The following is a 19,786-nucleotide window of genomic DNA, read 5'->3' as shown; positions in this document are numbered from 1 at the left end:
GTCTGGAGACGGAACTCGCGTGATCGGAGGCCGCACCGCGTCTTCCGGCTGGAAACACGCGAGATCCGGCTTCACGCACGTGTCTTACGCGCGGTGCCGGGCCAGGCGTTCGGTGACGACGGCCAGTTCGAGCGGCTGGTCGCGTTCGCGGGCCAGCCAGAGGCATTCATCGGCGGGCTCCTCACCGAGGCAGGCCCGGACCAGATGGCGATGCAGCAACACCCGGCCCGTCGGCATCGCGGTGGCGAGGTCCTCCAGCGCGTCGAGTGCCTGCTTCGCCGATGCGCGGTCGTTCCTTCGCAACGCGAGCTCGGCGAGTTCGGCCCAGGCGATGTCCGTGCCGACGGCGAGTCCGCGGGTGGCCGCGTGCAGGCGCCGGACGGCGCGGTCGGTTTCGCCCGACGCGACGTCGACGCGGGCTTCCGCGATGTCGAGCAGATGCGCCAGCGTCGGCGCCGTGGCGCGGGCGGCGGCCAGCAATCCCCGTGCCTCGGTGGACCGTCCCTGTGACAGCAGGACCGACACGGTCGACAGGTGCGCCGCGGCCGAGCCGATGTCGTAGCCGCGCCGCGAACGGTCGGCGACGGAGCGGCGGGCGAAGTCGATCGCGCGGGCGGGCCGGCCGCGCATGGCCGCGAGTATCGAACGATCGCTGTCACGCAGACCGGTTTCGGGAAAGGCCTCGTCGGCGAGCAGTTTTTCCGCGCGGGCTCGTTCGCCCAGCACCAGCAACGCGGTGACGTACGAGGTGACTTGGTCGTTCCGGTGCCGCGGCACCGTCCTCAACGGCCACCGCTCGCGCTCGGTCAGATTCGCGCCGAACCGCGCGCAACGGCCGTCCCAGAGCTCGGCCAGGCCGCCGAAGAGTTCACCCAACATGGCGGAAACCGCCGATTCCGTGCGCCAGGAATCGTTTTCCGCCAACAGTTCGGCCGCTTCCGTCCACCGGTCCCGCAGACACAGCGCGATGGCGCTCGAGACCATCGAGCCGGTTTCCCGTACGGCGTCCACGTCCGCCATCGTGAGCCGGCAGGGCGTTCATGACGTGGTACCCGGCGGGGTCTGGCCCGTATGGACGCCGGGTCGGCCCGAAAGCCGCGACGGGTCAGGCCGCGAGTGGTCCGAAGACCAGGGTGCCCGGCGCCTCAGCGTCGTCACCCGCCCAGAAATCCAGCCACAGCGCGGCGAACTCGTCCCGGGACAGCATTCCGTCGCCATCGGAATCCAGCAGCGGGAAGGTGGCGTCGGTGTCGGCGGGGCGGCCGTTCCAGACCTCGATCAACTGGCGGTACTCCGCCGCGGAGATCAGGCCGTCTCCGTTCTCGTCGATCGCTTCGAACATCGCGTCGGCGGTCGCGGTCACGGCCTCGGGCATTTCCGGGAGCTTGTCCACCACCAGCAGGACCTCGTCCAGGGTCACCTTGTCGTCGCGGTTCAGATCCGAGGCCGCCAGCAACGTCGCCCACCAGCTCAGCATGATGCCGGTCAGGCGCCGCTCGTCACCCGGGCCGCACAGCCGCGCCCAGCGCTCGGCCAACGCCTGGAAGTCCTGCTCCTGAAGGAAACGTCGCCGTCGGCATCCATCGCGGCGAAGACGCCCGAGATCTTGCGCCGTTGCAAGTCGCTAGCCATGCGTCGGAACGATGGAACCGGACACCGTAGAGGCACATCGGCCATTCAGGGCCCGGTGAGCCACGATCGGGGGATGGCCGTTCACTCGTTACCGGAGGTCATTTCCGGTGAGCGCTTCGAGGATCTTGCCCAGCGCGGACTGTGCCACCGCCGAGGTGTACGGACCGACGGCGACCAAGGAGGCTATGAGCGCCGAGGCTTCGCCCGGCGTCAGAGAGATCGGCGGCAGCACGGGTCGTGCGTCGATGCCGTAGCCGCCGCGCGGCCCGCGGTGAATGGTGATGGGAACGCCCGCTTCGCGCAGACGGGCGATGTCGCGTTCCACGGTCCGCAGGCTCACCCCGGTGCCTTCCGCGAGCCTCGCGCCCGTCACCCGGCGCGGCGCCCGAACCCGCAGGAGCTCGATGATCGCGTGCTGTCGCTCGATCAGGGGCGCCGCCTGGTGCAGCTGGATCATTCCCGCGATTCCCCCGGAACCGACCGGCCGCTGGGGCATTTCCCGCTCTCCTCGACTTCGAATAACCGACCCGGCTTTGACGTCTATTGGATCTTAGGCTCGATTTTCCTTCCAGTGATCGGATTTCGATGCCTTCATCTTTCGCGTTCCCCGGCGACTTCCGGCGCCTGTGGATCGGCCAGACGATCAGCGCGTTCGGCGACAAGGTTTCGCGGATAGCGTTGCCGACCGCCGCCTTGCTCGGGCTCGGCGGGACCGCATGGGACGTCGGACTGCTGGCCGCCCTGAGATTTCTGCCGTTCGTGCTGATCGGCACCTTGGCGGGTGTGTGGGTCGACCGGCTGCCGCTTCGCGAGACCATGATCGGGGCCGACGCCGGCAGGTTGGTGGCGATGGGGTCGATCCCGGTCGCCTACCTGTTCGACGTTCTCACCCTCACCCAATTGTTCGTGGTCGCCGGCGTGGTCGGCGTCCTGACGGTCTTCTTCGAAATCGCCGTCCAGTCCTATCTGCCGGTACTCGCCGGACCTGAGGGCATCGTGGCGGGGAACGAACGGCTGCAAACCTCTCGCGCGGTCGCCGAGGTCGGCGGTGCGGGCGCCGCGGGCGGGCTGATGCAGATCCTCGGCACCGCGTTGGCGATCCTGGCCGACGCCCTGTCCTTTCTCGCTTCGTTGCTGACACTGACGCTGATGCGCCACCGCGAGCCGCCCCCGGCGAGGGCCGGGGAGCCGCGATCGGCGTTGAGAGAGGCCGGGGAGGGCCTGGCGATGCTGTTGTCGGACGCCCGGCTGCGCAATCTGATGTTCGCGAGCACGACGGTGAATCTCGGCGTGGCGACGGGGAACACCCTGGTACTGGTCTTCGCCTACGGGGACGGAAAGCTGAGCCCGGGGGCCGTCGGTCTCGCGTTCGCGATCGGTACGGTCGGCCTGATCTTCGGCGCGGTGTCGTCCGGTGCGATCGCCCGCAGGATCACCCTCGGCCGGACGCTGGCCACCTCGATCCTGCTGACCGGATCGGGCTTCCTGCTGTTGCCGATCGGTGGAAACGAAGCCGCGTTGACCACGCTGATCGTGAGCCAGTTCCTCATCGGTTTCGCCGACTCGGTCTTCAACATCCACGTGCTCAGCCTGGTTCAGCGCATCACTCCACCGGAACTGATGGGCAGGGTCAACGGGACCGCGCTCTCCGTGGTCTTCGGCACCGGAACCCTGGGTGGCCTTGCCGCCGGCTTCGTCGGCACGGTCTTCGGCACGCTGACCGGACTTGTGCTGTCGGCCGGGATCATCTGCTGTGGCGCGGTATTCGTCCTCGTCAACCCTTTGCGGAGGATTCGGGACGGCGGACGCGTCGCACTCGGATCCGATGCCGTACCGCCCTGCGGCGAAAAGGGCTGAAAGTATGTATAACGACCTACAGGGCCGGACACCAAGCCGAACCTGGAGGTGGCGGATGACGGCCGAAATCGAACGGGCGGCCCACGCCTGCTGTCCTGTCTGCAATCCGGACCCCGGCCTCGGTGAGCGGGTCATCGCCCTCTGCGGAGCGGTTCGCCCCTACTGGGGCCGTCGCGAACGGCCGGTGAACAGCGGATCCGCCGTTTCCGGAGGCGGAAGCGGGGTATCCGGAGACGGCGGACAACGAAGGGAGGCCCTGATGAACGACAAGGCCGAGAACAAGGTCGAAGAGCTCAAAGGCAAGGCCAAGGAAGCCGCCGGGGACGCCACGGACAACGAGCAGTGGCAGGCGGAAGGCAAGACCGAGCAGGGCAAGGCCAACGTCAAGCAGGCCGGCGAGAAGATCAAGGACGCCGTAAAGGGTGTCCGGGACTGACCTACGGCCTGCCCAGCACGTGAAGGCCCCTTCCCTCGGCTCAGCGAAGGGAAGGGGCCTTCACGCGCTGGGCTGCGGTACGGTCCGGATCATGGACTTCCGGGATTTCGACGGCATCAAGGTGCGGCGCCCTTCCGTCGAAGGCGACGGCCTCGACAGCGAACCCGCCGTGTTCCGGGGCGAGTTCGACTTCGACTCGGTCCGTCTCGACGGCGGCGACCAGGACGGGGTCCGTGGCGGCGGCGAGATCGCGCATTCCCTCGTCTCCGACGTGAGCCTGGCGAACGCGCGCCTCGACAGGTTGGCGCTCTCCGACGTGATCCTCGAAGGGGTCGACCTGTCGAACGCGGCGATCCGCGAACTGACCGCGCGCCGGGTCGAAATCCTTCGTTGCCGGGCGATCGGGCTGGGGGTGGCGATCACGTCGGCCGTCGATCTCTACGTCGAAAACGCGCGGTTCGACTACGCGTCGGTGACGGTCGAGCGGGTGAAGGGTTCGGTCGTGTTCTCCGGCTGTTCGTTCCGGGAGACGGTGTTCTCCGGCGACCTGTCCCGGCTGACCTTTGTGGACTGTGAGTTCACGGACACGGAATTCGCCGCGACCGGCGCGCTGGACTGCGATCTCCGCGGCTCGCGATTGTCCGGTGTCCGTGGGTTGGTGACCCTGCGCGGCGCGAAGATCACCGGCGAACAAGCCGTCTCGGTCGCGGGGATCCTGGCGACCGAGAGTGGATTGTCGGTCGTCGGATGACCCACGTCGTGCTGTTCCACTCGGTACTGGGGTTACGGCAGGCGGAGCTGGACGCGGCGGAGCGGCTGCGCGCCGCCGGTCACGAGGTCACCACCCCGGACCTCTACCGCGGCGAGACCGCGTCCACGCTCGAAGACGGTTTCACGCTGAAGGACCGGATCGGGTGGTCCACCGTCGCCACCCGCGCGCTCCCCGGCTGGCTCGACGCGGCGACCCTGACCTGGCAACGGGTTCTGGAGTTCCTGGAGATTCAGCCCTCCGGGTAGAAGAGGAAGAGCGTGCACCCGGTCGCCGACGCGGGCACGTGCCACGAACCGGCCGGAGCGTGCAGGAAGGTCCCTGCCGGATAGTCGCGAGCACCGTCGTTGAAGGTGCCGGAGACGACGAACACCTCTTCGGGGCCCGGTTCGTGGACGTCGCGGTGCGGCCACGAGGTGCCGGGATCCATTTCCAGTACGTTGGCGTGCGCGCCGTCGGCTCCTGTCCACAGTGGACGAAGACGGATCCCGGGGAACAGCTCGCGAACCGGGGATTCCTTGACGGGGAAGGAAGTGTAGCCCTCTTGGGCGAGGATCTCGGGGTGCATGACTTCATCGTGCCGCGACCGCCCTGCCGCCGGACAGTGTCAGGGAAGACACCATGGGGTACTTTCCTGCCATGCATCGCGTGATGGCACTGGTGCGGCCCGTGCAGTCGACCTTCGAACTCGGGATCGCCGCCGAGGTCTTCGGCACGGAGCGCCCGGGGGTGCCGCGGTACTACGAATTCGACGTCTGCACGGAGAAACCCGGCCCGGTGCCCACCACGGCCGGGTACGCGATGTCCGTGACCCGGGGCCTGTCCGCGCTCGCCGGCGCCGACACGGTGCTCATCCCCGGCTGGTCGCCGGTGGAGGCACCCTTGACGGCCCCCGTGCGCAGGGCGCTCCTGCGCGCGCACGCCAGGGGAGCGCGGCTCGTCACGATCTGCTCCGGCGTTTTCGCGCTGGCCCGCACCGGACTGCTGGACGGCAGGGCGGCGACCACGCACTGGGCGCGTGCTTCCCGGCTGCGGGAAGAGTTCCCGCGGGTACGCGTGGAACCGGATGTGCTCTACGTGGACCACGGCGACGTCGCCACGAGTGCCGGGGCGGGCGCGGGGATCGATCTCTGCCTGCACCTCGTCCGGCGTGACCACGGGGCCGCGCACGCCGCCCTCGTCGCCCGGCACATGGTGATGCCGCCGCACCGCGACGGTGGTCAGGCGCAGTTCGTCCCGGCGCCGCCGCCCGGCGACGAACTGGACGGCCTCCTCGAGTGGGCGGGCGAACGCCTCGGGACACCGTTGTCGGTGGGCGATCTGGCCGCGCACCTGAATGTCTCGCCCCGCACGCTCGCCCGGCGTTTCGCCGACCAGTTGGGGACCACACCGGGGGCATGGCTGCTGACGCGGCGCGTGACCGAGGCGCGCACCCTGCTGGAGGAGACCGGCTTGCCGGTGGAGGTGATCGCGACCCGAGTCGGGTTGACGTCGGCCGTGAACCTCCGGCGGCGTTTCCGCGATCAGGTGGGCACGACGCCGGGCGCGTACCGGCGCGCCTTCCGGGGCTCGGTTTCGCCTTGAGCGGAACGGCGCACGCGCGCCCTGGCGGAATGTCACGATGATCGTATGGCGGACATCCTCCCTTTCCACCAGAAGCGTCCCGAACCGGAGCCGCTGTGGCGTGACGTGCTGGGGAAGAGCCTGCGCGCCGCGAGGGAGGACCAGGGCGGCCGCCTCGTCGACGTCGCGGAACGCGCCGGGATCTCGCCGCAGTACCTGTCCGAGATCGAACGCGGCCGCAAGGAACCGTCCAGCGAGATGATCGCCGCGGTCACCGGCGCGCTCGGGATCGACCTGGCGGATCTGCTCTTCGGTATCGCGGGCACGATCAGCCATGGCGGCAGCACGGGTCTCGCGGTCGGCCGCCGTCCGCGAGGGCCCGTGCTCATGGCCGCCTAGGTGCTGTCCGGCAAGTCACGAAGCCCATCGGACAGACTTACCGGACAGCGCCTAAGCTCGCTCGTCGAGAACGCGGTCCGCGAGCCCGTACGCGACCGCGCCCGCAGCGTCGAACACGCGGTCCCGGTCGGTGTCGTGCCGGAGATCGGAGACGGCGCGGCCGGTGTGCGCGGAAAGGATTTCCTCAAGCTGCGTCCGCACCCGCACGACCTCGTCGGCCTGGAGGATGAGGTCCGGGATGGTGCCGCGGCCCTGCGCGGCGGGCTGGTGCAGCACCACCCGGGTGTGGGGCAGCACGAACCGGTGCCCCGCCTCGCCCGCGGCCAGCAGGATCGCGCCCGCCGCGACGGCCTGGCCGACACAGGTCGTGGCCACCGGCGCCTTGATGAAGCGCATGGTGTCGTACAACGCGAGCATCGCCGACGGGTCGCCGCCCTCGGTGTTGATGTAGAGGTTGATCTCCTGCTCGGGGTTGTCCGCCTCCAGGTACAGCAGCTGGGTGATCAGCGCGTTGGCGACCCCGGAGTCGATCGCGGTGCCGAGGTAGATGATCCGCTCCGACAGCAGATGCGAGTAGACGTCCATGATCCGCTCGCCGGCGGGACTGCGGGAGATGACGTTGGGGATGGTGTAGGTGCTCATGCGCCCGCACCCCTTTCCGTGCCGAGGCCGAGTTTGTGCGTGCGGACGGGGACGACCTGGTCGAGACTCTCGACGATGTGGTCGATGAAGCCGTATTCGCGCGCCTGCTCGGTGGTGAACCAGCGATCGTGGAGCGAGTCGGCGAAGATCCGGTCGATGGGCTGCCCGGTGTCGTCGGCGATGAGGCCGAGCACCGTGTCCCGCGTGTAGCGCAGGTCGTCCGCCTGCACCTCCACCTCGACGGCCGAACCGCCGATGCCCGCCGAACCCTGGTGCATCAGGATCCGCGCGTGCGGCAAGGCGAACCGTTTGCCCGGGGTGCCCGCGGAAAGCAGGAACTGCCCGGCACTGCACGCGAGTCCCAGCGCGAGGGTGGCGACGTCGCACGGTACGAGCCGCATCACGTCGCGGATGGCCAGCATCGAGGGGACCGAACCGCCCGGCGAATGGATCCACAACGCGATGTCCTTGCGCGGGTCCTCGCTCGCCAGTGACAGGAGCTGGGTGGTGAGGACCGTGCCGTTGTCGTCGTCGAGCGCGCCGTCGAGGACCAGCACACGCTGGCTGAAGAACCGTTCCCGGAGCCGTTGGTCGAAGAGTGGCTGTTTCTCGTAGTCGGTCATGCCCCGACCATGCCGCCGGGGCCCGGCCGTCCGCCGGTTTCTCTGCTGTGAGCGGATCAGCCCACAGCAGGGCGCTTGGCCGGGACGAACCATACGGCGATGGTCAAGAGCACGGCGAAGACGAGGGCGACGATGTCGAGGGTGAGACCCGGTTGCAGGGCGAGGCCGAAGTACTCCCGTTCGTCGTCGACCGCGTTGAGCATCAGCACGGTGATCAGCGTCAGCCCGCCGGCGGCGCTGAGCATGACTTGCCCATGACGGACCCTGGCGAACAGGAGACCGCCACCTGCCACCCACAGCGCGCCCGCGAGCACGATGCCGCCGCGGGCGAGCAGCAGCGGCGGCCAGAGCAGGTCGAACAGGTAGTACGCACGGTGGATCATCATCGCGACGACGAGGACGTAGAAACCGAAGAGCATGCTCGCCACGCCGGCCAGGATCGCGGGCACCGAAGGCATGCTGAGCCCGGCGGAAGGCGGCCTCGGCACAGGGGTTTCGACCCCGCTCGCGGCCTGGGTCAGCAGCGGGAGCGCGTGATCCGGCAGCATGCGCGCCTGCGGGGCTTTCGCCAGCAGCCCGCGGAGGACGTCCGCGAGCGGCCCGGTCGTCCGGGTGAAGGGCGGCTGCTCGTTGACGACGGCGTACAGCGTGGCCGCGACGTTCGCCCGCTGGAAGTAGTTCCCGCCTTCGCTCGCGCTGAGCAGCGTCACGCCGAGCGACCAGAGATCGGAGTGGGGAGTGCCTTCGTGCCCGGCGATCGTTTCGGGGGCGAGGAACGCGGGGGTACCGACCGGGGCGAGGGCCTTGGCGATCCCGAAGCCGGTCAGTTTCACCGCGCCGTCGGGAGCCACCAGGATGTTCGCGGGCCGCACGTCCCCGTGCACGACGCCCGCCGTATGCGCGGCGGCGAGCGCGCCGAGCGCCTTCCCGCCGATTTCGGCCACGAACCGCGGCTGTATCGGACCCGATGAGGCCAGCTCCTCCAACGTCCGGGCCTCCACCAGGTCCATCACGAGGAACGCCGTCCCGTCCGCCACCACGACATCGTGGACGGGCACCACCGACGGGTGATCCACCTCGACACGGGCTTCGCGCTGGAGCCGCTCCACCAGGGCGGGATCGTGGGCGGGAAGCGGCAGTTCCTTGATCGCGACCTGGCGGCCGTCCGGCCCGTCCTCGGCACGCCACAGCACGGCCGTCCCGTCGCGACCCAGCTCCTCGAGCAGGGTGTAGCGCTCGGCGATCGTGCGGAAAACAGCCGTCACAGTGGTTCTCCTCGAATCCTGAAGGGTCTTCGAGGGACGCTAACCAGCGCTCATGACAAAACGATGAAATGGCCGTTCATCCATAAAGGACGTACCCGGCTGGATATATTCACAGTCATGCTGACCTTGGCGGCCCTGGCCGACGACCCGGCGCTCGAACTGCGGGTGGTCGTCCCAGGCCGCGACGGGGCACTGGCCGAACAGGTGCTGTGGGTGCACAACACCGAGCTTCCCGACCCCGGGCCGTACGTGCGCGAACACGAGGTCGTGCTGACCAACGGCCTGTGGCTGGACCGCGTCGAGCCGGCGGAGTTCGTCGCGCGAGTGGCCGGCGCCGGAGCGGCGGGGATCATCTTCGGCCTGCGGGTGGAGCAACGCGACACTCCTCCGAAGCTCGCCGACGCCTGCCGGAAAGCCGGGTTGCCCCTGCTGGAGATCTCGGTGGCGGTGCCGTTCACGGCGGTCACCCGTGCCGCGGCGGCGATCCAGGCCACTGACCGGCAGAACGCTTTGCTGTCTCTGGTACGCAGAGGGGACGAGCTGACCTCGGCGCTGTCGCGAGGCGCGGGCGCGTCCGGGGTGCTCGCGGTCCTCCGTCGTGAGCACGAGCTTCCGCTGGCCGTCGTGGACCGGATGGGCCGGGAACTCGCGTCGGCCGGTGCCGGGCTGGACGCCGGGCAGTCGCGCGCCGCGGCGGAGGCGCTGGCCGGGCATCCACCGCCATTGGAGGCGGATCTCGGCGCGGGGACGCGGGTGGCGTTGTTCCCCGTGGGCGCGATCGGCGACGCGGACGCCGCGCTGCTGTGCCTGCGGCCCGTGGCCGACCTGACGCGCGAGGAGCGGGACGCGCTGGAGCAGACCGCCCGCTACCTCAGCCTGGAGGTGGCCCGGCATCAGGCGGTGCAGGCGATCGAGATGCGGTTCGCCGTCGAACTGCTGGACATGGTGCTGTCCGGCGCGCAGCGCGCCGCGGAGGTACCCGGCAGGCTGCGTGCCTTCGGCGTCGACCCTGACGGGCCGCTGGCGGTGATCGCGCTGGCGTTCGCCGGTGACGACGCCGCGACCCCGCCGGGGATGGCGGAGGCCGTGACGGACTTCCTGCTCGCGGACGGGCTGCCCGCGGTCGTGGCGGCGGGCAGCCAGGACGTCGTCGCGGTGCTGCCGTTCCGTTCGGGACGGCAGTCGCCCGCCGCCTTCGCGACCCGGCTGGCGGCGGCGGTGTCGCACCGCCTCGCCGGAGGGCGCGTGGTCGTCGGGCTCGCCGATCCCGTGCCCGGCGCGGCCGAACTGCGGGTGCCGCTGTCACGCAGCCGCGAAGCCTGCCGCGCGCTCAGGGGCAGGCGTAGCGGCCCGGTCGCGGCGAGTTTCGCGGAGCTGGGCAGCTATCGCCTGCTGCTGGAGTCGCACGACGAGCAGTGGCGGCAGACCTTCGCCGACGCCCTGCTCGGCCCGCTGCGCGAGCACGACCGCGTCCGCGACGGCGACCTGGAGACGACCCTGCGGGCGTTCCTCGACCACGACGGCCAGTGGGCGGCCACCGCCGCGGCGCTGTACGTGCACGTCAACACGTTGCGCAACCGGCTGGCCAAGGTCACCGAGCTGACCGGCCGCGACGTCGGCCGGACCGCGGACCGGGTCGACCTGTTCCTGGCACTGGAGGCGGCTCAGTCCGGGTAGACCGCCGGGTCGATTTCGAGGCGCCGCAAGGGTTCCGCGGGCAAGGCGGGGTCGGCCAGCGCCGCGGCGGCCACGTCTCGGCACCGGGCGAACCGGACGTCGCCGAGGCCGAGCCCGAACTCGATGAGCGAGCGCACCGCCGCGAGCCGTCCCGGCCTGCCCGAAAGGAACGGGTGCAGGCACAGGTTGAACAGGCATCGGTAGCGGCGCATCGCGTCCAGCTCCGCGCGCCACATCTCCAGCACCCGCACCGGGGACGTGATCACCGAGCCCACTTGCGGCGCGGGAAGGAACGCGTACTGCTCCCAGTCGTCGAGCGACCAGTGCACCGGCAGCTCCGCGATCCGGCCGGCCCCGGTGTCGATCAGGTACGGCCGGTCGTCGGCCATCAGCGACGAGTCGTAGCTCAGCCCGTGCTCGGCCACCAGCGCCGGAGTGTCCCAAGTGGACTCCCAGCCCGCCGCACGATGTCCGCTGATCTCGATGCCTTGTGCCGCGAAGACCGCCATGCCCCGCTCGAAATCGGCACGGTGCTCGGCAGCGGTCATCGTGGTCGGCGGACGGTGGCTGTAGGAGTGGTGGGCCACCTCGTGCCCGCGTTCCACGATCGTGGCGGCGAGGCCGGGCCGCTGTTCGGCGACCCAGCCCGGCACGAAGAACGTCGCGGGTACGGCGAGTTCGTCGAGCAGGTCGAGGATGCGCGGCACCCCGACCCGGGGTCCGTACGCCTGATGGGACATGGTCGAGAGGTGGCCGGCGTAGCCCCGTCCTCGCGCGAGGATCGGGGACTCCGCGTCCACGTCGAAGGTCAGGGTCGCCACCGCGGCCGCGCCGCCGTGCCAGCTGGGTTCAGTCACGCTTGCCGACTCTCCCGCCAGCGGCGCGCGTTCGCCACCGTGACCGTCGGGGAGACCATCGCCCGGTCGAACTCGGCCAGGGGTTCCGCCGCGGCGACGCGGGCGGGCAGATCGGGGTTGGCCAGCGCGCCGTGCCCGAGTGAGAGCAGGTCCGCGTGCCCGCCGGTGAGCACCTCCCGCGCCTGCGTGAGGTCGTGCATCCCGCCGTTGGCGATCACCGGCAGCCCGGTGATCTGCCGGGCGAGGGCGGTGATGGTGCCGCCGTCGGCCAGCTTCGCCGTCTCGAGCCAGTTCCGGCCCTCGCTGGCGATGTGGAGGTACTGCGCGCCCGCCTCGGCGACCGCGGCGAAGATCACCTCGGCGTCGTCGCGGCCCCCGGGCCAGCGGTAGGTGAAGTCGTTGACCTTCGTCTGCGACAGTCGCACCCCGGTCACCAGTTCCGGCACCGACTCCGCGACGGCGGTCACGACGCGGGCGGTCAGCCGGATCCGGTTCGCGACCGGTCCGCCGTAGGAGTCGGTGCGCCGATTGGTGTAATCGGTGAGGAACTGGTCGAGGAGGTACCCGTTCGCCGCGTGCACCTCGACGCCGTCGAACCCGGCCTGACGGGCCCGCACGGCCGCGGCCGCGAAACCGTCGACGACGTCGTCGATCTCGGCGGTGGTGAGTTCGCGAGGGACCGGCCACGGCCCGGAGCCGCCGTACGCGCGCATCATCTCCCCTCGCGGCTGGACGGCCGAAGGAGCGACGGTGTGGTCCTGGTGCGGATTGCCCTGGGAGATCGCCCCGGCATGCATGAGCTGGGCGATCATCCGGCCACCCGCCGCGCGGACTCCGGCGGTGACGACTCGCCAGCCCGCGACGTGCTCGTCCCGCGCGAGGCCCGGCTGGTTGAGGTAGCCCTGGCTGGCCGCGGTGTCGGGGTAGGTGCCCTCGCTGAACACGAGCCCGAAGCCGCCGCGGGCGAATTCGGCGTAGTAGTCGGCCATCTCGCCGGTCGGGGTGCCGCCGGGGCCGGCCGAGACGCGGGACATCGGGGCGACGGCGTAGCGGTTGCGCAGGGCGAGGCCGCCGAGCGCGATCGGGGCCAGTGCGGGGTGTTCGACGGTGGTCGTCATGACCGAGTTCCTCCATTGTGGACGGTTTCGATGGCGAGCGGGGAGAGTCCGGCGTCGCTGATGCGCACCAGATCCTGCGGGCAGGCGGAGACCACGACGACGCAGTCCATCTCGGCGCGCAGGGTCACCGCGTCGCCGGGCCGCGAGTTCGCGGTCAGCCACGTCAGCCGCCCGCTCTCGCCGACCGGGACGCGCATGAAGACGTTGATCGGCTGCGGCGTCGGGCCCGTGAAGCCGAGGCCTTCGTCCGCCAGCGCCTCACGCAGGTTCGCGGCGCAGGACCGGTGGCCCGGAGCGCCCAGCGCCCCGTATCGGGCTGGGTCGCACGCCGGGATGAGCATGTCGTGCTCGCCGGGTGAGGTGTCGTCGACCAGCGTCAGGATCGGGCGGCGCAGGTCGGTCACGAAGGACTCGCCGACGGCGGGGAACAGCCTGTCGATCCCGGCGCGGGTGTGCGCCGCGCTGTGGTGCTCGGACAGTTCGGTCCCGTTGCCCGCGAACGCGAACACGTCGCCGACCTGACCGCCGTCGACGTCGATCACCCGCACCAGATCCCCCGCGGCCACCCGGACGGCCTTGGCGGTCCCCGGTGGCACTTCCGTTCTGCTCATGCCTTCAGCAAACAGGGGCGGGCCGATGGCTCGCTATGGAGGAGTCTCCATGATCAAGCAGCATGGTTGGAGAAGTCTCTAGGAGTGCGTCGGTACAGGTGGTCGTGAGTGGCGATTCGGGTTAGAACCCGAATCGCCACTCACGACCCCGGTGACCCACTCGGTACCGGTGCCCGTGCCCGCCTGAAGTACATGAAGGCCCCCTTCCCTCGGCTGAGTCGAGGGAAAGGGGGCCTTCACACGCGGGCCGCTGTGCCTGCTGTGGTCGCTGGTGTACCTGGGACGAGAGCAGCGACCCTGAAGGTCCGTGAAGGCCTCCTTCACTACCTTCAGGGTAGGCAAGGAGGCCTTCACGGACACATGATCAGCCCCAGCCAAATCCAGTAGGCACCCAAGACGCTCTCGGCCCTGACCCGAATCGCCATTCACGACCAGCTGTACCGATGCTGAGTCACTGGTCGACTACGCTTTGATACTTTCGACTTTGACCATTTTCGCGGTGCGGGGTTAGTGTTCGGCGATGGAAGACGTGGACGCGGCCGGTCTGGACTTCTGGTCGTTCGTGGCGCTGGCGAACCGGCGGCTCGCGCACGAGTACGGCTTCCGGCACCAGCTGGCGACCGAGGTCCTGCTGACCCTCAATCGTGCCTCCGACCTGGTGACTTACGATCTCGAAGCCGCGGTGCACCGGCCGCGCGGCCGGTCGTGGTCGGCGTTCCGGCTGCTGTTCGTGGTCTGGCTCGCCGGTCCGCTCGAACCGACCAGTGCCGCCCGGCTGACCGGGATGAGCCGGGCGGCGGTGTCGAATCTGGTCAAGACGCTGGTCGCGGAGGGGATGCTCCACCGCGTCCCGGACGAACGGGACGGCCGTTCGGTGCAGTTGTCGCTGACCGAGGCGGGGCACGAGGAGATGGTCTCGGTGTTCCGCGAGCACAACGAGCGCGAATTCGGCTGGACGAACGCGCTGACCGAGACCGAACAGCGCATCCTCGTCATGCTGCTGGGCAAGCTGATCACGAGCCGCGCCGAGTTCGGCACCCGGAGCCGCAAGTAGGCCTTCCCGTCGCGAGGAAGACCGGACTACGCTGCTCGATGGATAGTAAAAGCGTGAACTAAATCGGCGAGGAGGAGACCATGGTGGACGGCGGACGGATTCCCGCGCTCTTCGCCGGGCTGTGCGACGACGCCGCGGTGTTCCCGCCGGGGCTGGCCCCGTTGCCGGACGCCGTCGCGGCGCACGACGAACACGTCTCCGCCTGGTACGCCGACCTCGTCGGGCCGCTGGTGGTCGCCGCCACCGCGCTCGGCGACCTCGCCGAAGTGCTGGGCGACCGGGCGACTCCGCTGCCGGTCTCGGTGACCCTGCCCGGCGGGCCCGCGCAGCTCGACGGCGTGCTCGAAGCCGTCGCGTCACTGCCGGTGAAACTCGACGCGCTGGAGATCGCCGTCCCGGAAGGGATGGGCCCGGACGAGGTGCTCGCCGCGATTTCCCGTGCCACCGCACCGGTTTTCGTCGAAATCCCGCGCGACGACCGACGTGTCCCGCTGCTGACCGCTCTTTCCGGGACCGGTCGCCACGCGAAGTTCCGCACCGGTGGCGTCCGTGCCGACTTGTACCCCGGCGAAGCGGAACTCGCCGCCGCGGTGCGGGCGGCCGTCGGGGCGGGCGTTCCGTTCAAGGCCACCGCCGGGCTGCACCATGCCCTCCGCAACACCGATCCGGAAACCGGCTTCGAACAGCACGGCTTCCTCAACCTGATGCTCGCCACCGACGCCGTCCACACCGATGGCGACCCAGAAGCCGTTCTCGCCGAACGGGACGGCGCCGTCATCGCCGAGCGGCTCCGGGAACTGGACGCGGATCGCGTCGCCGCCCTCCGCGCGGCTTTCACGTCGTTCGGCACCTGCAGCATCACCGACCCCCTGACCGAACTGGCCGGACTCGGCCTGCTCGAGGCGCCCCGAGGAGAGGCATGACCACGATCGACATCCCCGCAGGCTCGCTGTTCGGGATCGACAACCTGCCGTACGGCGTCTTCTCCGTCGACGGCGATTCCCCGCGCGTCGGCGTGCGCGTCGGCGACTCCGTTCTCGACCTGGCCGCGGCGCTCGGCGACGACGTCTTCGCCGCGCCGACGCTGAACCCGTTCATGGCGCAGGGATACGACCGCTGGGTGGCGGTCCGCGAACGGATCCGCGACCTGGTCGCCGGCGAGGTCCCCGATGGCGCGGTCCACGCGATCGAACGGGTGACCCTGCACCTGCCGATCGAGGTCGCGGACTACGTCGACTTCTACGCCTCCGAGCACCACGCCTCGAACGTCGGCAGGCTGTTCCGCCCCGACGCGGAACCGTTGCTGCCCAACTGGAAGCACCTCCCGGTCGGCTACCACGGGCGGTCCGGCACGGTCCTGGTCTCCGGTACGGACATCGTGCGCCCGAGCGGTCAGCGCAAGGCCCCGGCCGAAGCGGCGCCGGTGTTCGGGCCGAGCACGCGGCTGGACATCGAGGCCGAGATGGGCTTCATCGTCGGCACCGGAACCCCGCTGAACAACCCGATCAACCCGGATTCCTTCCCCCGCCACGTTTTCGGCGCGGTCCTGCTCAACGACTGGTCGGCCCGCGACATCCAGGCGTGGGAATACGTCCCGCTGGGCCCGCACCTCGGCAAGAGCTTCGCGACGTCGATCTCTCCTTGGGTCGTGCCGATCCTGGCGCTGGAGACCGCGCGGATCCCCCTGCCCGGCCAGACGGACCCGGAGCCGCTGCCGTACCTGCGGGAAAGCGACCCGTGGGGGCTCGACATCGACCTCGTCATCGCATGGAACGGCGAGGAGGTCAGCCGCCCGCCGTTCCGCGAGATGTACTGGTCGCCCGCCCAGATGCTCGCGCACCTGACGGTCAACGGCGCTTCCTCGCGCACGGGCGACCTGTACGGTTCCGGCACGATCTCCGGGCCGGAGAAGCACCAGCGCGGCGCGTTCCTCGAATTGTCCTGGGGCGGTAAGGAACCGCTCACGGTCAAGGGGGAGGAGCGCACCTTCCTGCTGGACGGCGACGAGGTCGTGATCACCGGGACCGCGCCCGGGGCGAACGGCTCGCGGATCGGGTTCGGCGAGGTGCGGGGACGCGTGCTGCCCGCAGGGTGACTCAGCTACCGGGGATCCCGTTGGGCGGCGGCCCGTCGTTAGCGGCGGAGTCGTCCGCCTTGATGGGGGCCTCGCCGAGGTCGGTCACCAGTACCGGCGTCAGTTCCTTGCCGACGCCTCCCCTGAGCTCGACCACCGACATTCCGGAGATGCCGAGGTGGCTGTCGCCGGAGTAGCGGAACGGCGCCAGACCCGGTCCCTCGAACGTCTTCCCGGACTGCTGGATCACCTCGACGAGGCGCTCGCGCGTCAGGTCCTTTCCAGCCGCCTGCAACGCCTGGACGAACGTGTACGCCTGCGCCATCCCGTAGATGCGGTAGTTCGTCAGGTCGCCGCCCTTGCCGTGCGCCTCCCAGACGTTCTGCCACAGCTTTGTCCACGCGTTGTCCGGCGCGTCGACGCCCGGCAGGTACTCGGTCGTGACCACGCCGTCGATGAGCGACGCGCCGTTGGTGACCTTGCCTTCGGAGAACCGCGCGAGCAGTGAACCGACGAGCGCTGGATCGGAGCCGACGTTGCTGTAGACCCACTTCGGCTTGAAACCGATCTTCAGCGACGCCAGCTGGGAGAGCGCGGTGTACGACGGAACGGTGAAGCCCAGCACCAGATCCACGCCCGCGGCCTTGAGTTTGGCGATCTGCGGCGCGATGTCGGTGTTGCCGGGTGAGTACTTCGCGACCTCCACGATCTGCTGGCCGAGGTACCGCCGGGCGCCCTTCTCGCCGTCGCGGCCGAAGTCGTCGTCCTGGAGGAACAGGCCGACCTTGGCGTCCGGCAGGTTCTTCCGCACCCAGTCGCCGATGATCTTGCCTTCGATCTCGTAGTCAGGCTGCCAGCCGAAGGTGAACGGCGCCTTCTTCGGATCGTCGCCCCAGCGCAGCGAACCCGACGACACGAACAGGTCCGGCACCTTGGAGTTGTTCAGGAAATCGACGACGGCGCTGTGCGTCGGCGTGCCGAGGCCGCCGACCATCGCGAAGATCTCCTCCTTGAGCACCAGTTCGTCGGTGACCGCGCTCGTGGTGGTCGGGTTGTAGCCGTCGTCCTTCACCACGAACTCGATCTTGCGGCCGTTGACGCCGCCGTTCGCGTTCACGTAGTCGTAGTAGGCCTGATGACCGCTCGGGATCTCGCTGTAGCCCGGCGCGGCGACGCCGGTCAGCGGGAAATGCGCGCCGATCTTGATGGTCGTGTCGGTGACGCCGACCGTCGAGCCCTTCTGCTCGCCCTCGGGTCTGCCGCCCGCGCCGCAGGCGGAGGTGACCGTGACGGCCAGGAAGACGGCCACGGCCTTGGTCCAGCGTTTCATGAAGTTCTCCTCCGATGGATGAGTTTCCGCAGCCCGCCGGCGAGACCGGCGGGTGCGAGCAGCACGATCAGGACGGTGACCAGGCCGTAGATCAACGGCGCCAGATGCGCGGCCTGCACGTCGGAGAGGCCAAGATCCGTTCCCGCGCCGGTCACCAGAGGCGGCAGGAAGGTCAGTAGCGCGGCGCCGGCGAGCGCTCCGGTCAGGCTCCCGAGACCGCCGAGCACCACCGCGGACACCAGTAGCAGCGACAACGTCAGCGCGAACCCGCTCGGAGCCGCCAGCCGCGCCGACAACGCCATCAGCGCTCCGGCGAGCCCCGCACATCCCGAGCTGACGACGAACGCCCGCACCCGCGTGCGGCCGAGGTCGATCCCGGCCAGTTCGGCGGCCACGTCTTCGTCGCGTACCGCTCGCCAGTCGCGTCCGACCCGGCCGCGGGACAGGTTCGCCAGCAGCACGAACACGATGATCACCGCGAGCCACGAAAGGTAGGCGAGATAACGGATCGACGTGAGTTCCTTGCCGGTGACGAAGTACGCGGCGTCCGCCAGCCGGCCGGGGATTTCCGGCATGCGCACGGGCAAGCCCTGCTCACCGCCGAGCACTTCACCGAAGAACAACGGGATCCCGGGAACGGCGACGGCGAGCGCGAGTGTCGCGCCGGCGAGATACGGCCCGTGCAGCCTGGCCGCGGCGACGCCGACGAGGGCTCCGACGGCCAGCGTGATCACCATCGCCAGCACCAGGATCACCGGCAGCGGAAGGAATTCCGACTTCAACAGGAGCGCTGTCGAGTAGGCGCCGACGGCCATCAAGGCGCCGTGCCCGAGCGACAGCTGCCCGTTGAGTCCGGTCAGGACGGTCAGGCCGCCCGCCGCGATCGCGAAGTACGCCATCGTGGTGAGCTGCGAGGTGAAGAACGGCCCGGAGTTCTCCAGTACCAGTACGACGACGAGCAGCGCGGCGAGCGCGCCCAGCAGAGAGCGGCGTGGCACGTCAGACCCTCCGTTCACGGATGCTCGCGAACAGGCCACCGGGCTTCAGGAGCAGCACCACCATGAGTAGCGCCAGCGCGGCGAGCGGGACGAGTTCCGAGCCGACGTAGCCGCTCACCAAACTCAACGACAGGCCGAGGACGACGCCGCCGACGACCGCGCCGACCGGGCTGTCCAGCCCGCCGAGGACCGCGGCGACGAAACCGTACACCACCACACCGTCCATATAGGACGGATGGACGAGACCGCCGCCGGCGATCAGCAGACCGGACAGCGAACCGGCGAGCGCGGCCAGCGCCCAGCCCAAGGTGAGCATCCGCCCGACCCGCACGCCGAGCAGGCGGGCCACCTCCCGGTCGAAGGCCGCGGCCCGCATCCGCAGGCCCAGATCGGTACCGCGGAACAGCAGCACGAGCCCGATCAGCACCACGCCGACGGCGGCGATGGTGAACACGCCGAATCCGGTCAGCGCGATCGTCGTGTCGCCGACCTGGAACCCGGTGAGCCCGAACGGCGCCGGGAACGACCGGTACCGCGAGCCGAACACCAGCGCCGCCAGCGCGTGCAACACGATGAACAGCCCGAGGGTGAGGATGACGGCGTTGATCTCGGCCTTGCCGTCGACGAACCGGACGACGAACCGTTCCACCAGCGCGCCGAGCACGAGTCCCGAGGCGAGGGCCACGGCGAAACCGGCCCAGTACGACCAGCCCGCGTCGATCAGGACCAGTGCCAGGTAGGTGGTGATCATCGCCATCGGCGCCTGCGCGAAGTTCACGATCCGCGTCGCCCGCCAGATGAGCACGAGCGCCAGCGCGAACGCGGCGTAGACCACGCCCAGCGTCAGGCCGGTGAGCGCGGTGGTCAGCAGTTGCTGCACA

22 protein-coding genes and 1 pseudogene are annotated in these 19,786 nt (G+C 69.8%); 10 read left to right on the top strand and 13 right to left on the bottom strand.

The window, feature by feature from the left end:
* Positions 1-84: 84 nt before the first annotated feature.
* From AC069I_RS33965 to AC069I_RS33955, 3 genes and pseudogenes are all read right to left on the bottom strand, one after another.
* On the bottom strand, positions 85-1,011 hold the full coding sequence (locus tag AC069I_RS33965; RefSeq protein ID WP_478267227.1) for a hypothetical protein: 927 nt from the start codon (positions 1,009-1,011) through the stop codon (positions 85-87).
* A 94-nt stretch (positions 1,012-1,105) separates the two neighbouring features.
* Positions 1,106-1,632 (bottom strand): annotated as a pseudogene (locus tag AC069I_RS33960) (EF-hand domain-containing protein).
* An 88-nt stretch (positions 1,633-1,720) separates the two neighbouring features.
* The gene (locus AC069I_RS33955; RefSeq protein WP_478230125.1) at positions 1,721-2,128 is read right to left on the bottom strand and encodes a helix-turn-helix transcriptional regulator; all 408 of its coding nucleotides are present in this window, start codon (positions 2,126-2,128) and stop codon (positions 1,721-1,723) included.
* Positions 2,129-2,217: 89 nt separating this feature from the next.
* On the opposite strand from AC069I_RS33955, the gene AC069I_RS33950 reads away from it, so the two are divergent.
* From AC069I_RS33950 to AC069I_RS33935, 4 genes are all read left to right on the top strand, one after another.
* Entirely contained in the window at positions 2,218-3,489 is a 1,272-nt protein-coding gene (locus AC069I_RS33950) for an MFS transporter (protein ID WP_478267226.1), read from the top strand.
* 259 nt (positions 3,490-3,748) lie between these two features.
* Positions 3,749-3,925 (top strand): CsbD family protein, encoded by a 177-nt coding sequence (locus tag AC069I_RS33945; RefSeq protein WP_340688199.1) that lies wholly within the window; start codon positions 3,749-3,751, stop codon positions 3,923-3,925.
* Positions 3,926-4,016: 91 nt separating this feature from the next.
* Positions 4,017-4,676 (top strand): pentapeptide repeat-containing protein, encoded by a 660-nt coding sequence (locus tag AC069I_RS33940; protein ID WP_478267225.1) that lies wholly within the window; start codon positions 4,017-4,019, stop codon positions 4,674-4,676.
* Positions 4,673-4,942 (top strand): dienelactone hydrolase family protein, encoded by a 270-nt coding sequence (locus AC069I_RS33935; RefSeq protein ID WP_478233006.1) that lies wholly within the window; start codon positions 4,673-4,675, stop codon positions 4,940-4,942. Before AC069I_RS33940 ends, AC069I_RS33935 begins: the two co-directional genes overlap by 4 nt.
* On the opposite strand, the gene AC069I_RS33930 is transcribed toward AC069I_RS33935, so the two are convergent.
* The gene (locus AC069I_RS33930; protein ID WP_478230121.1) at positions 4,927-5,262 is read right to left on the bottom strand and encodes a cupin domain-containing protein; all 336 of its coding nucleotides are present in this window, start codon (positions 5,260-5,262) and stop codon (positions 4,927-4,929) included. The genes AC069I_RS33935 and AC069I_RS33930 overlap by 16 nt on opposite strands.
* Positions 5,263-5,333: 71 nt before the next feature.
* Here AC069I_RS33930 and AC069I_RS33925 point away from each other — a divergent pair, with 71 nt between their 5' ends.
* Positions 5,334-6,278 carry a GlxA family transcriptional regulator gene (locus AC069I_RS33925; protein WP_478230120.1) on the top strand — a complete coding sequence of 315 codons (945 nt, stop codon included), beginning with the start codon at positions 5,334-5,336 and terminating at the stop codon, positions 6,276-6,278.
* A 45-nt stretch (positions 6,279-6,323) separates the two neighbouring features.
* On the top strand, positions 6,324-6,656 hold the full coding sequence (locus tag AC069I_RS33920; RefSeq protein WP_478233004.1) for a helix-turn-helix domain-containing protein: 333 nt from the start codon (positions 6,324-6,326) through the stop codon (positions 6,654-6,656).
* A gap of 51 nt (positions 6,657-6,707) precedes the next feature.
* Here the strand turns inward: AC069I_RS33920 and AC069I_RS33915 are convergent, their stop codons facing one another.
* The 3 genes from AC069I_RS33915 to AC069I_RS33905 are packed head-to-tail and all read right to left on the bottom strand — an operon-like array spanning position 6,708 to position 9,186.
* Complete coding sequence (locus AC069I_RS33915) at positions 6,708-7,298, bottom strand: ClpP family protease (RefSeq protein ID WP_016335566.1); 591 nt, start codon at positions 7,296-7,298, stop codon at positions 6,708-6,710.
* Positions 7,295-7,921: a ClpP family protease gene (locus AC069I_RS33910; protein WP_340688205.1), complete on the bottom strand. Its 627-nt coding sequence runs from the start codon at positions 7,919-7,921 to the stop codon at positions 7,295-7,297. Before AC069I_RS33910 ends, AC069I_RS33915 begins: the two co-directional genes overlap by 4 nt.
* Positions 7,922-7,977: 56 nt before the next feature.
* Positions 7,978-9,186 (bottom strand): serine/threonine-protein kinase, encoded by a 1,209-nt coding sequence (locus AC069I_RS33905; RefSeq protein WP_478267224.1) that lies wholly within the window; start codon positions 9,184-9,186, stop codon positions 7,978-7,980.
* Between the two features lie 117 nt (positions 9,187-9,303).
* Here AC069I_RS33905 and AC069I_RS33900 point away from each other — a divergent pair, with 117 nt between their 5' ends.
* Positions 9,304-10,863, top strand: a complete 1,560-nt coding sequence (locus AC069I_RS33900) for a helix-turn-helix domain-containing protein (protein WP_478267223.1) — start codon at positions 9,304-9,306, stop codon at positions 10,861-10,863.
* Here the strand turns inward: AC069I_RS33900 and AC069I_RS33895 are convergent.
* From AC069I_RS33895 to AC069I_RS33885, 3 genes are read right to left on the bottom strand one after another with little or no spacing between them, the layout of a single operon-like run.
* Positions 10,851-11,720, bottom strand: a complete 870-nt coding sequence (locus tag AC069I_RS33895) for a polysaccharide deacetylase family protein (protein ID WP_478233001.1) — start codon at positions 11,718-11,720, stop codon at positions 10,851-10,853. The two genes, AC069I_RS33900 and AC069I_RS33895, sit on opposite strands and share 13 nt — an antisense overlap.
* Complete coding sequence (locus AC069I_RS33890; RefSeq protein WP_478267222.1) at positions 11,717-12,838, bottom strand: oxidoreductase; 1,122 nt, start codon at positions 12,836-12,838, stop codon at positions 11,717-11,719. The genes AC069I_RS33895 and AC069I_RS33890 overlap by 4 nt, the downstream gene beginning before the upstream one ends.
* Complete coding sequence (locus AC069I_RS33885) at positions 12,835-13,449, bottom strand: DUF1989 domain-containing protein (protein ID WP_478267221.1); 615 nt, start codon at positions 13,447-13,449, stop codon at positions 12,835-12,837. The genes AC069I_RS33890 and AC069I_RS33885 overlap by 4 nt, the downstream gene beginning before the upstream one ends.
* A 520-nt stretch (positions 13,450-13,969) precedes the next feature.
* Here AC069I_RS33885 and AC069I_RS33880 point away from each other — a divergent pair.
* From AC069I_RS33880 to fahA, 3 genes are all read left to right on the top strand, one after another.
* Positions 13,970-14,503: a MarR family winged helix-turn-helix transcriptional regulator gene (locus tag AC069I_RS33880; protein WP_340688211.1), complete on the top strand. Its 534-nt coding sequence runs from the start codon at positions 13,970-13,972 to the stop codon at positions 14,501-14,503.
* A gap of 80 nt (positions 14,504-14,583) precedes the next feature.
* Positions 14,584-15,426, top strand: coding sequence for a hypothetical protein (locus tag AC069I_RS33875; protein ID WP_478267220.1), 843 nt, complete (start codon positions 14,584-14,586; stop codon positions 15,424-15,426).
* Positions 15,423-16,598 carry a fumarylacetoacetase gene (gene fahA, locus AC069I_RS33870; RefSeq protein WP_478229622.1) on the top strand — a complete coding sequence of 392 codons (1,176 nt, stop codon included), beginning with the start codon at positions 15,423-15,425 and terminating at the stop codon, positions 16,596-16,598. The genes AC069I_RS33875 and fahA overlap by 4 nt, the downstream gene beginning before the upstream one ends.
* Position 16,599: 1 nt before the next feature.
* On the opposite strand, the gene AC069I_RS33865 is transcribed toward fahA, so the two are convergent.
* Genes AC069I_RS33865 through AC069I_RS33855 form a run of 3 tightly spaced genes read right to left on the bottom strand, consistent with a single transcriptional unit; the run spans position 16,600 to position 19,785 of the window.
* Positions 16,600-17,907, bottom strand: a complete 1,308-nt coding sequence (locus AC069I_RS33865; RefSeq protein ID WP_478267219.1) for an ABC transporter substrate-binding protein — start codon at positions 17,905-17,907, stop codon at positions 16,600-16,602.
* On the bottom strand, positions 17,904-18,905 hold the full coding sequence (locus tag AC069I_RS33860; protein ID WP_478267218.1) for a branched-chain amino acid ABC transporter permease: 1,002 nt from the start codon (positions 18,903-18,905) through the stop codon (positions 17,904-17,906). Before AC069I_RS33860 ends, AC069I_RS33865 begins: the two co-directional genes overlap by 4 nt.
* A gap of 1 nt (position 18,906) precedes the next feature.
* The gene (locus AC069I_RS33855; protein WP_478267217.1) at positions 18,907-19,785 is read right to left on the bottom strand and encodes a branched-chain amino acid ABC transporter permease; all 879 of its coding nucleotides are present in this window, start codon (positions 19,783-19,785) and stop codon (positions 18,907-18,909) included.
* Position 19,786: the final 1 nt, after the last annotated feature.

This window comes from Amycolatopsis sp. NPDC043885 (genome assembly GCF_056435685.1).
Note: the sequence above shows the minus strand (reverse complement) of the source record. Positions and strands in the feature narration are given on the sequence as shown.